The sequence below is a fragment of the Kordiimonas sp. SCSIO 12603 genome (genome assembly GCF_024398035.1).
Taxonomy (GTDB): domain Bacteria; phylum Pseudomonadota; class Alphaproteobacteria; order Sphingomonadales; family Kordiimonadaceae; genus Kordiimonas.
Window position 1 is genome coordinate 1,183,626 of record NZ_CP073748.1, and the last position, 14,252, is coordinate 1,197,877.

13 protein-coding genes are annotated in these 14,252 nt (G+C 48.2%); all 13 read right to left on the minus strand.

Annotated elements, in window-relative coordinates:
- Window positions 1-59: 59 nt before the first annotated feature.
- The 13 genes from KFE96_RS05320 to KFE96_RS05380 all read right to left on the minus strand — a co-directional run bounded on the left by KFE96_RS05320 (window position 60) and on the right by KFE96_RS05380 (window position 14,146).
- Complete coding sequence (locus tag KFE96_RS05320) at window positions 60-518, minus strand: RNA pyrophosphohydrolase (protein ID WP_255834949.1); 459 nt, start codon at window positions 516-518, stop codon at window positions 60-62.
- Window positions 519-544: 26 nt separating this feature from the next.
- Window positions 545-1,732 (minus strand): divergent polysaccharide deacetylase family protein, encoded by a 1,188-nt coding sequence (locus tag KFE96_RS05325; RefSeq protein WP_255834950.1) that lies wholly within the window; start codon window positions 1,730-1,732, stop codon window positions 545-547.
- A gap of 57 nt (window positions 1,733-1,789) precedes the next feature.
- Window positions 1,790-3,136, minus strand: a complete 1,347-nt coding sequence (locus tag KFE96_RS05330) for a S41 family peptidase (protein ID WP_255834951.1) — start codon at window positions 3,134-3,136, stop codon at window positions 1,790-1,792.
- A gap of 25 nt (window positions 3,137-3,161) precedes the next feature.
- Complete coding sequence (locus KFE96_RS05335; protein ID WP_255834952.1) at window positions 3,162-4,391, minus strand: murein hydrolase activator EnvC; 1,230 nt, start codon at window positions 4,389-4,391, stop codon at window positions 3,162-3,164.
- On the minus strand, window positions 4,378-5,943 hold the full coding sequence (gene gpmI, locus KFE96_RS05340; protein WP_255834953.1) for a 2,3-bisphosphoglycerate-independent phosphoglycerate mutase: 1,566 nt from the start codon (window positions 5,941-5,943) through the stop codon (window positions 4,378-4,380). Before gpmI ends, KFE96_RS05335 begins: the two co-directional genes overlap by 14 nt.
- Before the next feature lie 38 nt (window positions 5,944-5,981).
- Window positions 5,982-6,437: a 23S rRNA (pseudouridine(1915)-N(3))-methyltransferase RlmH gene (gene rlmH / locus KFE96_RS05345; RefSeq protein WP_370650565.1), complete on the minus strand. Its 456-nt coding sequence runs from the start codon at window positions 6,435-6,437 to the stop codon at window positions 5,982-5,984.
- Window positions 6,438-6,503: 66 nt separating this feature from the next.
- Window positions 6,504-6,899, minus strand: coding sequence for a ribosome silencing factor (rsfS, locus tag KFE96_RS05350; RefSeq protein WP_247015580.1), 396 nt, complete (start codon window positions 6,897-6,899; stop codon window positions 6,504-6,506).
- Complete coding sequence (nadD, locus tag KFE96_RS05355) at window positions 6,900-7,550, minus strand: nicotinate (nicotinamide) nucleotide adenylyltransferase (protein WP_255834958.1); 651 nt, start codon at window positions 7,548-7,550, stop codon at window positions 6,900-6,902. It lies immediately after the preceding gene.
- Window positions 7,547-8,782 carry a glutamate-5-semialdehyde dehydrogenase gene (locus tag KFE96_RS05360; protein ID WP_370650566.1) on the minus strand — a complete coding sequence of 412 codons (1,236 nt, stop codon included), beginning with the start codon at window positions 8,780-8,782 and terminating at the stop codon, window positions 7,547-7,549. The genes nadD and KFE96_RS05360 overlap by 4 nt, the downstream gene beginning before the upstream one ends.
- Window positions 8,783-8,823: 41 nt before the next feature.
- Complete coding sequence (proB, locus tag KFE96_RS05365; RefSeq protein WP_255834960.1) at window positions 8,824-9,951, minus strand: glutamate 5-kinase; 1,128 nt, start codon at window positions 9,949-9,951, stop codon at window positions 8,824-8,826.
- Between the two features lie 9 nt (window positions 9,952-9,960).
- Complete coding sequence (gene obgE / locus KFE96_RS05370) at window positions 9,961-11,034, minus strand: GTPase ObgE (RefSeq protein WP_255834961.1); 1,074 nt, start codon at window positions 11,032-11,034, stop codon at window positions 9,961-9,963.
- Between the two features lie 84 nt (window positions 11,035-11,118).
- Window positions 11,119-11,796 carry an ABC transporter substrate-binding protein gene (locus tag KFE96_RS05375; protein ID WP_255834962.1) on the minus strand — a complete coding sequence of 226 codons (678 nt, stop codon included), beginning with the start codon at window positions 11,794-11,796 and terminating at the stop codon, window positions 11,119-11,121.
- A 202-nt stretch (window positions 11,797-11,998) separates the two neighbouring features.
- A complete protein-coding gene (locus tag KFE96_RS05380) occupies window positions 11,999-14,146 on the minus strand; it encodes a methyl-accepting chemotaxis protein (RefSeq protein WP_255834963.1) in 2,148 nt (715 codons plus the stop codon).
- Between the last annotated feature and the right edge of the window lie 106 nt (window positions 14,147-14,252).

The window sequence follows — 14,252 nt, forward strand, 5'->3', positions numbered from 1 at the left end:
AAGGCGACCTTTTGGTCGCCTTTTTTATTGGGCAATTCGACATGAAGTGAATGCGAAGGTTAAGACAGCAGCTCTTCAGCAACCTTTACGTACACATCGCGTTTGAAATCCACAATCTCACTGATAAGTTCTTCTCGGCTAGACCATTTCCAGCGCGTAAATTCAGGATGTTCTGTTTCAAGATTAATCAGGCTTTCGTCGCCTGTTAGTTCAAGTAGGAACCAGTGTTGCTTCTGCCCGCGAAATTTGCCGCCCCAGGCCACGCCTATGAGTTTGGGAGGGAGGTCGTAGGCAATCCAGTCAGATGTTTGACTGAGGACCTTCACAGCGCTTGCGGGTACACTGATTTCTTCCTCTAATTCCCTGAGTGCGGCCTCTTCGAGACTTTCGCCTTCATCCACACCACCTTGTGGCATTTGCCATGCGCCTGGTCTGTCGAGCCGTTCGGCGGTGAAGATATTGCCTTCAGAATTCAAAAGCACAACACCAACACAAGGGCGATAAGGAAGATCAGTCATTTATTATATCCTGAATAGAGACGGAATTAACGAGGAAGTGGCTGTAGGTCTGCCACTGCACTTACAGGTACGAATAGAATACCTTTATCGGCCAGTGTCTCTTTCCATTTGTTAATTGCGCGGATTGTAACCGGATAAGCACGTGCATGACCAAGCGCAGCTCCTTGTGCTCTAGCACGCTTCTCAAGCTCCTGCAGCTGGCTCATAATTTCGGTTTCCGAAAGTACTTCATCCAGATTACGGTTGTTGATCGCTGTTGGCATGCCTAGCGCACGAGACATATTCGCTGCCACAGAATACTGTGAAGAACGGCTATCAATAAACATCAGGCCACGACGGTTCAGTTCCGTAAGGATTGGGCGAATACTGTCTGCGGATGCAGTGAAGCGGGACCCCATGTGGTTAATCACACCTACATAACCAGTTAAACGAGCTAGTGAAGATTTCAGCAGGTTGATGTTTTCCCGTGTAGTACGCGCTGTTAACAGTGAAAACGGGCCTGGATCATTCTGTGGATAATTCACAGGTTCCATTGGGATTGTGAGATATACCTCGAAACCCTTTGTACGGGCTTCTACACCCCATTCATTTAACCGCGCTGAATAAGGTGAAAACGCTAGTCCTACCTCTGTAGGCAAGCCGTCAATCGCGCGTTTGGTGTTGCGAGATAATTTGCCAAGGTTGGTCATGATCAAAGCAACACGAGGTGAATTTCTGTCTGATGGTTGAGGCGCCGCATAAACATTACGAGGCTTGCGACCATCATCAGCAATTTTTGGAAGAAAACCTTGGCTTGTTTCCTCCAAAAGTGCGGGTATTGCTTCGATTTGAACACCTGTCGCAGCAGCTTGGGGCGCTGGTTGATTATTCACAGGTGCTGCTTGACCAGGTGCTGGCAGGCTTGGCTGCTGAGTAGCAGGCTGTGTGCTGCTATTGTTTTCAACAGGCGCCTGAACAGGCTGATTAAGCGTCGCTTGTTCTTGTGGTTGTTGCTGATGAGGAATATTCGCTTGCGCAGTAGCCTGTGCAGGCGTGTCCATGGAAGCTTTCTCCATGGTGTCAGCAGTATCCGTATCTTCTGCATGCGTGTTGGTTGATGCAGGCTGTTCTTTTGCCATGGGCGTGTGAACAGCTTCAAGCAGCACCAAACCACCAACAACGGTAATCAGGCTTAATGCCCAAGCGATTAGAAGCGCATTCAGGTTAGACGGCACGTTAGCTCGACCCTCTTTGTTTGCTACAAGCCTGAAGCAATTGCTTCAGGCAAACGGCTATTGTTTAATTTCAGCTTCCGCCACTTGCTCTTCAGGCAAGCGGGAAAGGTTTTTCAATAGCTTAATCGCATATCTCAGTTGTACGTCAACCCGTTCTGGCTCTTTTCCTGCAGTTTCTTTTGTTGCTTCTTCAACAGAAACACTATTGTCAAGAGCGCCTTCTTCACCGCTACGGTCAAGTTTACGTTGGTCGTTTTTGATTACACCGTTCAAATCTGCTTCACGGCGAGGCTGCGCATTACGCTGGCTCTTTGGGCGCGGGAACTGTAGTGGGATATCTGGCTCTACGCCGCGCTCCTGGATAGAACGGCCACTTGGGGTGAAGTAACGTGCTGTTGTCAGGCGAATGGCTTGGTTTGCGCGGCGACCTAAACGAATTTCACTTTGTACGGTACCTTTACCAAAGGTTTTGTCACCAAGCACGATAGCACGGCGGTGGTCCTGCAAGGCACCTGCAACAATCTCTGAGGCAGATGCAGAATAAGCATTTGTCAGAACAACAACAGGTAGGCCATCGAGCATATCCCCCGGTGTAGCGTACCAGCGGTTATTGTTTTCTGGACGGCGACCACGGGTGGAAACAATCTCACCGCGATCAAGGAAAGCATCTGAAATACGGATGGCTTCTTTTAGAAGGCCGCCTGGATTATTGCGAAGGTCTAGAATAACACCGTCAAGCGCACCGCCTGATTGCTCCATCAATTTTTCAATAGCGTTTTCCACACCAACGCCAGATTGCATGTTGAAAGTGGTTACACGGATATATCCGATTGTATCTTCTTCAATACGGTGGCGAACAGAGCGCACGAGAATTTTCTCGCGGATAATTTCCATATCAAAGGGGCCATCTTCACCTTCGCGAACGATGGTAACGATAATTGGCTCACCCACTTTGCCGCGCATTTCTTTCACGGCCTCTGTGAGTGTTTTACCGAGAATTGCGTCACCATCAATATGGGTGATATAATCACCGCCCTGAACACCTGCTTTGGCAGCGGGCGTGTCATCGATAGGGGAAACGACTTTCACTACGCCGTTTTCCATCTGTACTTCAATACCAAGGCCACCATATTCACCTTCGGTTTGAACACGTACCTGCTGGAAAACATCGGGGTTCAGATATGTTGAGTGTGGGTCCAGCGATTTCAGCATGCCTTGGATAGCAGCTTCGATCACTTCTTTGTCGTCCACTTCGTCTACATAATCATTTCTGACGCGCTCAAGAATATTCACAAGAAGATCAAGCTGTTTATATAGTTCATCTTCATCGGATTTAGATTTCTGTGCTTCTGCTGGCATAGCCATCATGAAAGCAATCAAGGCGCTCGTCACAAATTTACGCATTACATACCTTTCTACTCATCTGCAATCAGCGAAAAGCCAATTGCTTTTGTAACCAAGGTTCTGGGTTAATTGCGCGGCCCTTATGGCGCATTTCCAGATACAGCTGGTCTGTTTCATCACTCAGTGCCATGGTGCCTAGTGGTTCCCCTGTTAAAACCCACTGTCCAACAGCGCCTGAAAGTTCATCTAGTCCCGCAAGCAAGCTATGGTAACCGCCTGCGTGCTCAATAATCAATAGTTGGCCATAATCTCTAAACGGCCCGGCAAAAACGATTTTCCCTTCATAGGGGGCAACAACTTGTGCACCTAATCGGGTTTCAATCTTAATACCTTGTGCATTTCCAACGGGTTCCTTGTCACCAAAGTGGCTTATCAATCTCCCGATAGCAGGGAAAATCAAACTCCCTTTCCTGCGATTGATTGGCACACCCGTTAAACTGGCGTTTGCACGTTCTATAACTTTAGGCCGTTTTTCAGCTAAACGTTTCGCTTTTGCGGCCTGCTGTTCCAGTTTTGCGATCAAATCCTGCAAGTTTTTAGCATCACGTGCAAATTTCTTTAGTTCACGTTCAAGTGCTTCTGCCTGCTGAGACGCTTTTTGCGCTTCACTTCTGCGCTGTCTTACCAGTAGATCAATTTTTCCTTGATTAAGGGTTAACTGCTCCAAGGTATTTTTAAGGGCAAAGCGCTCTTCACCTAACTCCTTTTGCATATTGGCAAGCAATGTAAGCTCGCCTCTAAGTGCTTGGGCTTTTTCCCTAATATCAGGAATGATGGTACCCATCAGTGAAGCGCTTCTTGCTGTTGTAAGGGCTTCCCGTGGCTGAAGTAAGGCAAGAGCTGCTGGGCGCTTGGATAGGCGTTCAAGAGCAGAGAGCAGTTCCAGAAGTTCATCCTGTCTGCCATCTAGCCGTTGTTCTTTATCCCGCACTTCAATTTCCAAGATTTCAATACGGCTTTCTAGCCTACTGGCGTTCGCCTCTGAGGATCGGATACTTTGTGCGAGTTCAACAAGCTGAATAGAAAGCCGTTCAGCTTCACTAAGAGCGAAGGTGCTTTTATCTTCCAGTTCTTGTTTTTGAGCTTCCGTTTCTTTGATGGTTTTGGTGATCTCTTCCAAACGCCGTTTAGCGGCTTCATTTTTTTCCTGCGCCAGAAGAGGCTGGCTTACCAGGAGCGTAGTAGCCAGCAAGCCGCTTAAAACCAATCGGCTATGAGCAAAGTGCCCTTTATATTGCCGCTTAAGCAGAGGCACGAACGTCCGCTTCATTTGATACGAGTGATTGGCCTGTCATCTCTGTTGGTTGTTCAACACCCATAATAGAGAGAAGGGTTGGTGATACATCGGCAAGACTACCATCTTCAAAACTTGCCTCATGGTTTATAAGAAGCGCTGGCACATCAAAGTTTGTGTGTGCTGTGTGCGGTTGGCCTGTGTTTTCATCAACCATCTGTTCCACATTGCCGTGGTCAGCGGTGATGATCATAGCGCCGTTTACCTTTTTCACTGCTTCTTCAAGACGAGTGATGCATGCATCAATGGTTTCAACAGCTTTAATAGCCGCTGATAGTACGCCTGTGTGGCCCACCATATCCGGGTTCGCGTAATTAACAATGATTGCGCCGTACTTGCCGCTTTCAATCGCTTCTACAAGCTTATCGGTTACCTCAGGTGCTGACATTTCTGGCTTGAGATCATATGTCGCCACATCGGGTGACGGGATAAGGATACGGTCCTCACCCTCAAATGGGTCTTCAGCGCCGCCGTTAAAGAAGAAAGTAACGTGGGCGTACTTCTCTGTCTCTGCTATGCGGAGCTGTGGAATGCGGGCATTTGCAAGTGTTTCACCTAGGCTGTTTACAATATTTTCTGAAGGGAAAATTACCTTCAGAAATGCATTATGAGCGCTGGAATATTCAACCATACCGGTTTGCGCGGCAAACTTAATTGTGGTGCCGCGATCAAAACCGTCGAAGGCTGGATCCACAAGTGTGGTCAGGATTTCACGAGCACGGTCAGCACGGAAATTCGCCATAAGAAGGCCATCACCATCCTGCATGCCGGCATAACCACCAACAAGTGTTGGCTCTACAAACTCATCGTTTTCATCACGTGCGTATGCAGCTTCAATGCCTTGGGTGGAATTCTCATATGTATAAGCCGCATCACCTCTAACCATAGCGTTATAGGCTTTTTCCACACGGTCCCAGCGGCTGTCACGGTCCATAGCCCAGTAGCGGCCTGTCATTGTAGCGATAGAGGCATCGTTTGCACTTGCGATGTCATCTTCGAATTTCTCAAGGAACGGTAGGGCAGAGCGCGGAGGTGTATCGCGGCCATCCATAAAGGCGTGGATACGCACAGGCACCCCAGCTTCAGCAATAATTTTTGTAAGTGCTGCCATATGATCCTGGTGGCTGTGTACACCACCCGGTGACATAAGTCCCATCAGATGCGCTGTGCCACCGGATGCCTTAAGCGCATCAATAAAAGCAACAAGTTCAGGGTTGCTTGCAAGCTCACCAGTTTCCGCGGCTTTATCAATACGCGGCAAATCCTGCATTACCACACGACCACCACCAAGGTTCATATGGCCTACTTCAGAGTTACCCATTTGGCCGTCAGGCAAGCCAACGGCCAGCCCACTGGTTTTCAGCCATGCACGCGGCACGCTGTTCCATAAACGATCATAGGTTGGGGTATTTGCCAGTTTAATCGCATTATCCGCTTCCTGCTCGCGGTATCCAAAGCCGTCCAATATGCAAAGAACAACTGGTTTTTTCGGCGTGGCTGTGTTTGTGCTCATGGCAAATCCGTTACTCGTCTGACAGTTTAACTAGGGCGTTAATCCCTATGATAAGGGTGCCCGGTAATGATCGACCAGGCACGATATATTTGTTCTGATAGCATAACCCGCACCATCATGTGAGGCCACGTTAAACTACCCAAGGCAATTTTCAAGTCTGCACGGCTGAGAACACTGCTATCCAGCCCGTCGGCACCGCCGATTACAAAAGCAATATGGCTGTAGCCTGCCATTTGCCAGTTATCAATTTTACCAGCGAATTCACGGGATTTGAAATTCTTGCCGTTCTCATCCAGCACCACAAGGGCGGCGCCGTCTGGCACTGCTGCGAGCAAGCGTTCGGCTTCACGCTTCTTGCGTTCAGCCGCTGTGCCTGCGGGCTTTTTCATATCGATTTCTATGATATTGGTCTTCCAGGGAAGGCGCTTTTGGTATTCATCCACAAGCGCCTGTTCAGGACCCCGTTGCATACGGCCAATAGCGATAATTGAAATGTGCAAAACAGCCTCTTCGAAGCGAAAAGCTTCGGTCAATATCCTGATAGCAGAAAGGCAGGGTGATTAGTTCACCACTTCCTTGTCATCAAGATCAGCACCCCACATTTTATCCAGATTATAGAAGCTGCGAACTTCAGGGCGGAAAATGTGAACTACAATATCGTTAGCATCAATCAATACCCAGTCAGCTTGCTCCAGGCCTTGAACAACAAGGTCTCTGTGGCCAGCTTTTTTCAGATCTTTGATAACATAATCGGCAAGCGCAGCAACTTGGCGCTGAGAGCGGCCATTCGCGATAACGATATAGTCTGCAATACCTGATTTACCAGCAAGATCAATGGATACGATGTCTTCAGCCTTATTGTCATCAAGGCTGGTAACTGCTGTTTTTAAAAGATCCTCAGCAGCGAGTGCCGGGGAAGGATCAGCGACGCTTGGCGTCTCCGATGATGTGTGCAACTAGGTGTCCTTTCTTTTCCAATTCGCATACCAATTATCACCAACTTGGTTACGAATTTGTGTTGCCGAACCCGGATGACGGGGAATCGTCATAAAGGTCCATGCAGGTGTTTTAGATTGTTTAAGCTTTCGATACGGCACTTGTTTGCGAGCAAACTGCCGGGCAAAATGGCTCTTCAATCCTTTTAAAGCATACTCTGGCCGGTCAAAAACCGCAATGGGTAGGATTCCAGCTATCTTTTGCCAATCCCGCCAATGGTGGAAAGTAGCCAGATTATCAGCCCCCATCAGCCATATAAAGTTTGTGTGCGGTAGTTCTGATTTCAAGGCAGAAACCGTATGCACGCTGATGTTTGTCTCAAGTCCTGATTCGATATCTCTTACCCGGAAGCCTGCACTGCCGTCTACACGGTCGGCTACGCTTTCCATGCGTTCTTCTAAACTGGCCATCCCTTGAGTTGGCTTTAAGGGGTTGCCCGGGCTTACGAGAAACCACACTTCATCAAGACCAAAGCGTTTTTTTGCTTCCTTAGCAATATGGATATGGCCTTTGTGGGATGGATTGAAGCTCCCACCATAAAGGCCGATGGTACGGCCTCTATATTTCGCAGCTTCTCGGAACAGAGTTCCTGATTTCCAAGGGGTATTCACGGGCGGGTTTGCCCCGTGCCGCGTACTTGATACTTGAAACTGGTTAGCTGCTCTAGTCCAACAGGGCCGCGGGCGTGAATGCGGCCAGTTGCGATACCAATTTCCGCCCCCATACCAAATTCACCACCATCCGCGAACTGGGTGGAGGCATTATGCATCACAATGGCGCTGTCTACGCATTTTAAGAATTTCTCTGCGGCTTCCGAATTTTCAGTGACGATTGATTCTGTGTGACCAGAAGAGTGCACGGAAATGTGCCCGATGGCATCTGCTACACCGTCCACAAGCTTCACAGAAAGGATAGGCTCCAGATATTCTGTATCCCAATCTTCATCTGTAGCTAGTTTGTATGAAGCATCAAGTGCTGCGATGGTTTCATCACCTCGGATTTCACAGCCCAAAGCCGCGATAGGTTCGATAATCTCTGCCGCTCTATCAGCGATTTTGCGATCAATCAGCAGTGTCTCCATAGCCCCGCAAATACCTGTGCGGCGCATTTTGGCGTTAAGCGCTACGTCTTTTGCTTTTTCGATATCAGCATCCGCATCCACATATACGTGGCAGATGCCTTCAAGGTGCGCAAACACTGGCACTCGGCTTTCGTTTTGAACACGCTCAACAAGTGAACGGCCGCCACGAGGTACGATGATATCGATTACGCCTGTCATTTTCAGCATCATGCCAACAGCACAGCGATCACGGGTTGGTACAAGCTGAATGGAATCAGCAGGTAGACCTGCGCCTTCCAGGCCTTCCACCAAACATTCGTGAATGAGCGTGCTTGAATGGAAGCTTTCACTGCCGCCACGCAGGATAACTGCATTACCTGCCTTAAGGCAGAGTGCACCGGCATCCGCCGTTACATTCGGGCGGCTTTCATAGATCACGCCAATCACACCAAGTGGTACACGCACACGGCTGATGTTCAGGCCAGATGGTTGGTCCCACTGGGCCATGATATCACCTACGGGGTCATCCAATTTGATGATTTCTTCAAGGCTGGCTGCAATTGCTTCAATACGCGCATCATCCAGCTTCAGGCGGTCAATCATCGCGTCTGTCAGGCTTTTCTCTTCACCGTAGATAATATCTTTGGTGTTGGCAGCAAGCAGACGGCTTTTGTTGGCGCGCAGGCTGTCAGCCGCCAATTGCAGTGCTTTATTCTTTTGTTCTGTCGGGGCTTGAGCGAGCACACTTGCAGCTTTGCGGGCGCGTTCGCCCATGCCTGTCATCAACTCAATAATTTCCTCAGCGGTCTGCACCCTCAGTACTCCTACAATAAAACCAGATCGTCGCGGTGAATTAGGGAAGAGCGGCCAGCATGCCCAAGAATGGCATTGGCTTCGCTGCTTTTAAGTCCCATCATTTTTTCCGCATCTGATGCCGGGTATGATATCAGCCCTTGTCCGACGAGATGGCCATCTGGCCCCATGATAGCAATAAGATCACCCCGATCAAAATTGCCGTCAACTTCTGTAACGCCCGCTGAAAGAAGGCTAGCGCCTTTCTTTAAAGCGTTTACGGCACCTTCATCCACATGGATAAAGCCCTTTGGTGCCATCATGCCCTGTATCCACTGTTTTCGCACCGCCAGCGGCGTGGTGGTTGCCGGGAACAGTGTGTTGCGCTCTCCGCCCAGAAGGCGCTTCACAGGATTTGGTTTGCCGCCGTTCATAATAACCATCGAGCAGCCACCGGCTAGCGCAATTTTCGCTGCGCCGATCTTGGTAATCATACCGCCTGAACCCACTCCTTGCTGTGCAGGTGGCCCGGCCATATCCTCAATATCAGCTGAGATGTTTTCGATCACGGGAAGATGTTGTGCATCAGCATTAGAACGCGGATCAGTATCGTAAAGGCCGTCGATGTCGCTAAGGAGTAAGAGCGCATCTGCGCTTGCCATTTGGGCCACACGTGCTGCCAGTCTGTCGTTATCACCAAAGCGGATTTCAGTGGTAGCTACGGTATCATTTTCGTTGATCAGCGGTACGGCACCGTGCTCAAGCAGGGCTTCAACCGTGTTGCGTGCGTTGAGGTAACGTGGCCGGTCTTCCATATCATCAATGGTAAGTAGTACCTGCGCGATCAGCGTATCATGTTTGTCGAAAAGGGATTGGTAAGCTTGCGCTAGTTTGATCTGCCCAATAGCCGCCGCCGCTTGTGCTTCTTCAAGTTGCTTGGGGCGAGATGTATAGCCAAGTGCCTCACGGCCCATGGCAATCGCACCGGAAGAAACGAGGATAACCTGTTTTCCTTCCGCGCGTAGCATGGCTACATCTTCTGCAAGCGCTTCCATCCAAGCTTTGCGCAGGCCACCATCATCCACAAGTAAAGCCGAGCCGATCTTGATCACGACCCGGTTTGAGTTTTTCAGAAGTGTATGATGGTTTTCGGCTTGCATAATCTCTCGCTAGATTGGAGACCAGCCGCCTGTGCTTTCAGTCTCTTCTTCTTGCTCTTCTTCGATTTCTTCTTCGTCTTTACGGCGGTTTGCCATATCAACTTTCACGATTTCCCAGAGAGCACCGAGAACTTCTGGCACATTGCCGCCAGTGGCACCTGAAAGCGGGTAAACCACATCACCGGAAGCTTCCTCAAGGGCAGCTTTTTTTTCAGCGATTTCTTCGTCTGTCAGGCTATCAATTTTATTCAGGCCAATGATCATTGGTTTGCCAATCAGCTCACCGCCATATTCATTCACCTCATTCATGATGGTCTCGTAAGAGTCCACCACGTCTTCTTGCGTACCGTCGATAAGATGGAGTAGCACACCGCAGCGTTCAACGTGCCCAAGGAAACGGTGACCAAGACCAACACCTTCGCTCGCGCCTTCAATAAGACCCGGAATATCAGCCATCACAAATTCATTGTTCTTGAAGCCAACCACACCCAGTTGCGGACGAATGGTGGTAAACGGATAATCTGCAATCTTCGGGCGTGCGCGAGAAACGGCGCTCAGGAATGTGGATTTACCAGCGTTTGGCAAGCCAAGAAGGCCAGCGTCAGCGATTAGTTTCAGACGCAGAACAATCCACATCTCTTCGCCTTCACCACCTGCTGTACAGCGGCGAGGTGCGCGGTTTGTGGATGTTTTGAAATGAGTGTTACCAAGGCCACCTTCACCACCTTTTAGAAGGGTGATTGTATCACCTTCTTTTGCGAGGTCAGCGAGGATAAATTCCTGATCTTCATCATAAATCTGGGTGCCAACAGGCACCTTCAGGATCATGTCCTTGCCAGCAGCACCTGTCATGTTTTTACCCATGCCGTGCTGGCCTTTTGGCGCTTTATAGTGGCGCTTATAACGGTAATCTACGAGCGTGTTCAGGCCTTCGACAGCTTCAAAAGTGATATCGCCGCCTTTGCCGCCATCACCACCATTTGGGCCGCCAAACTCTACGTACTTTTCACGGCGGAAAGAAACAATACCGTTTCCACCCGGGCCGCTTTTTACAAAAATTCTTGTCTGATCTACAAATTTCATGGGCGCCTTGTAACAGATAGTGAGGCTGTTGATAACCCGCAGAAATGCTTATGCAGGCAATTTATTTTTGCATGAGTGGCAAATTTAGCCTGCTTTTGCTTCTGGTGTGCTGGATTGTGAGTTTTTGTTGACGGTATCAGTCAGGCATTTATCGAATTTACTATAGAGCTCTGTACGGCCCGCTTTACGAGAATATGCTAGGTAAACTGGCATCATGTTAAGTGACTGTTCTGAAGCAACCACTTTATCTTCGAGGCCTTGTAAGGAAACACCGTATTCTCCCATACGTCTGTCACCAACAAAGGCATATAGCCGATTGCGGGAAATACTAAGCGCCATGGCATCATACCGTTCGCGGGCTGCCAGTTTGAAGCGTTTTTGCTTTTTTGCGACTTCAAAAGCTTCAGAGATGTATACGTTCCTGATTGTGCCGATAGTTTTTCCATATAATTCGCGCAAGTCTGTGCTGATTGGCTGCTTGTTTTCCTTGAGTGTGAAAACGGCCATATCAAGTGTGAAAATTGGTTGCTCGGAAAAAATATAGGTTTTGTCACGCCCGTTTGTTTTAGCGAGAGGCGCAATAGCATCTGCATGCCCCATCTCCGCATGTCTGAGAGCGCGTGCCCAAGTGTGATTGCTCAGTTCGATCTGAATGTTGCAGTTTTTACCAGCAGCTTTCAGGATATCGGCTCCGATGCCGGAGACAGAACCATCATCTGCATAATTGAAATAGGGCGGTACATGAGTAGCGATCAAACGCAAAGGAGTTTGATCTTCCTTGGCATATGAACTTACGGATAAACATCCGATCGATATCGCTAATATTAATAACACTCGAAACATTTGTTTCAGTCTATCTATTTCTTGGGCTGTCAACGCAAGGCGTCGTAAGGAAAAAAGCCCAGACTGACAAGCCTAATTTGAGGGTCAGTCTGGGCAAATCACTTAAGTGATTAGTATTACGCTATATATTTTTAACATCTGTTAAGAAGCTTTTGACCAGTCTTTGTAATTCTTCATTGTATTTTGCAAGTATACTTGATGATTCTTGCACTTTTGAAGAAGAGTTACGCGTTTGACTGGCGATGGTTTGGACTGTTTCCACACGGTGAGATACGGTTTCAGTCCCTTGATAAGCTTCTTGTACACTGCGAGAAATTTCGCTGGTTGCGGCCCCTTGCTCCTGTACAGATGTTGTGATGGAGGCTGAAATTTGGCTGGTGGCTTCAATTGCCCCTTTGATAGAATCTACAACAGCAGTTACTTCGTCTGATACAGCCTGAATGTTGCGAACATGTTGTGCGATATCTTCTGTCGCTTTTGCGGTTTCATCGGCTAGTGATTTCACTTCATGGGCTACAACCGCAAACCCTTTACCGGCATCACCTGCACGAGCAGCTTCAATGGTAGCATTGAGAGCAAGAAGGTTGGTCTGTTCTGCGATATCATTGATAAGCTTCACAACCTCGCCAACCTTTTCGGAAGATTTGTTGAGTTGATCAACAATAGTTGCCGCTTTTTCAGCTTCCGATACTGCATTGTTGGATTTATGGCTGGATTCAGCTACCTGACGGCCAATTTCCTGAATAGAAGCGCTAAGTTCCTCAGTGGCAGAAGCTACGGTTTGTACGTTGGCATTTGTTTCTTCAGCAGCAGAAGCAGCAGCAGAACTTTCTGCTTCATTTCCTTCAGCCTGCTTTGCCATATCGTTCGCAGTTATATCTAGTTCCCCAGCGGCTTGAATTAAAGCTTCAAGGGCCTGGTTCACCGAAGAATCAAAACCTGCAGTAAGTTCTTCCATTTTCTGAACTTTAGCTTCCCGCTGTTTCGCTTCTTCTTGCTCTAGGGCTAGCGCAGCCGCTTTTTCTTCTTCGGCTTGAAGGCGGTCTTCTTCTTCACGTTGTCTTTGGGCTTCCTCAGCGGCTCTGGCTTCTTCTTCAAGTTTCAAGCGTTCCCGGGCATTTTGTTTGAAGGAATAGATAGATTTAGCCATCTGGCCTATTTCGCTACCGTAATCAATAAAGTCGACATGGGTATCAAGATTGCCGTCAGCTAGTGACACCATTGAGTTCCTAAGTGATTTAAGCGGGCGGGCTATACTGCGGAAGGTAATGAAGCAAGCGGCCAATAGTAAAACAGTACCAAGAACGGTTAAGATAATGATGGTGATCAGGCTTGTGTAGGCGCTGGATGAAAGCACTTCCGTTTTATTCCGAATAGTCTGATTGGCAAAATCCTCAACTTGCTTAAGGAGATTGATTTTAGCAGTGATTTGTTCGAACCATTCAGGGGCAGTATAATCTGTATTTGAAATAATGCCTTTTGTTTCAAGGGCATGGTCGCGCATTTGCTGAACGCGCCGAACAGCTGTTCCTGCGACTGTCCTGTCATACATAGCGGCTACCTCAGCAGAACTATAATCTTTGAAGGTACCCATAAAGGCATTTTGCGCTTCAATCAGCCCGACGAAACGGTTGTAAATATTGGTAGGGAAAGTGCCTTTACTGAAACCATTATTACCCATCGCGCGTTCTTGCCCGGCGCGTTCTTTCTGCTCCAGTAGGCCAATATAAGAAGTGATTTCACGCGAAATATCAGCATCGCGGCTCAGAAGGGCCATGCTTTTGATGATATCCAAAAGTTCAGCAATTGTGCCTGTATAATATCCTGCCATTTGGCCTACAGAGAGCTGGCCGTCGTTGATGGACTTACGGGTTTTGCTAAGTGATTTTAGGCTGTTTTGTGCTTTAGTGATCAGGTTGGAAAAATCGTTTCCGAAGGCGGCACTGTCAAAATCAGAAGTTGTTGACTGAAAAAGTGCTAATTTAGCGTCCGTAACTTTCCGTTGGTTATTCATATTGCGTTGACTGTCGCCCGCACCTTCCGAACCAATGAAACCAGCTGAGCGCCCGCGTTCTTTTTGTAGTTCATGCACCAGGTTGCTGACAGATGGCGCATAGTGTGAAAGCTGGCTCAATGCTGCGGCTTCTGAATATGTAGAAGCTGCATTGAAAGCCGTTGTTACTGCAAAAAATAGAGCAATGAGGAGAGGGGCTATAGCGAGGGCAGAAATACGAGCAGCTAGTGAAAGCTGATTCAGTTGTTTTTCCATAGTGGGGTACCTGATTATTAGCTATTGGAATTGAATTTTGAATTCAATTCAAAGTTTCTATACGCTTTATGTATAGTAATAGGATTACCCAATAGTTAACCATAGC

Bases quoted from the DNA above. Each gene is read 5' to 3' on its own strand.
- proB (WP_255834960.1), bottom strand. From the start codon at position 9,951: ATGCAAGCCGAAAACCATCATACACTTCTGAAAAACTCAAACCGGGTC.
- KFE96_RS05330 (WP_255834951.1), bottom strand. From the start codon at position 3,136: ATGCGTAAATTTGTGACGAGCGCCTTGATTGCTTTCATGATGGCTATG.
- KFE96_RS05380 (WP_255834963.1), bottom strand. From the start codon at position 14,146: ATGGAAAAACAACTGAATCAGCTTTCACTAGCTGCTCGTATTTCTGCC.
- gpmI (WP_255834953.1), bottom strand. From the start codon at position 5,943: ATGAGCACAAACACAGCCACGCCGAAAAAACCAGTTGTTCTTTGCATA.
- KFE96_RS05320 (WP_255834949.1), bottom strand. From the start codon at position 518: ATGACTGATCTTCCTTATCGCCCTTGTGTTGGTGTTGTGCTTTTGAAT.
- KFE96_RS05360 (WP_370650566.1), bottom strand. From the start codon at position 8,782: ATGACAGGCATGGGCGAACGCGCCCGCAAAGCTGCAAGTGTGCTCGCT.
- obgE (WP_255834961.1), bottom strand. From the start codon at position 11,034: ATGAAATTTGTAGATCAGACAAGAATTTTTGTAAAAAGCGGCCCGGGT.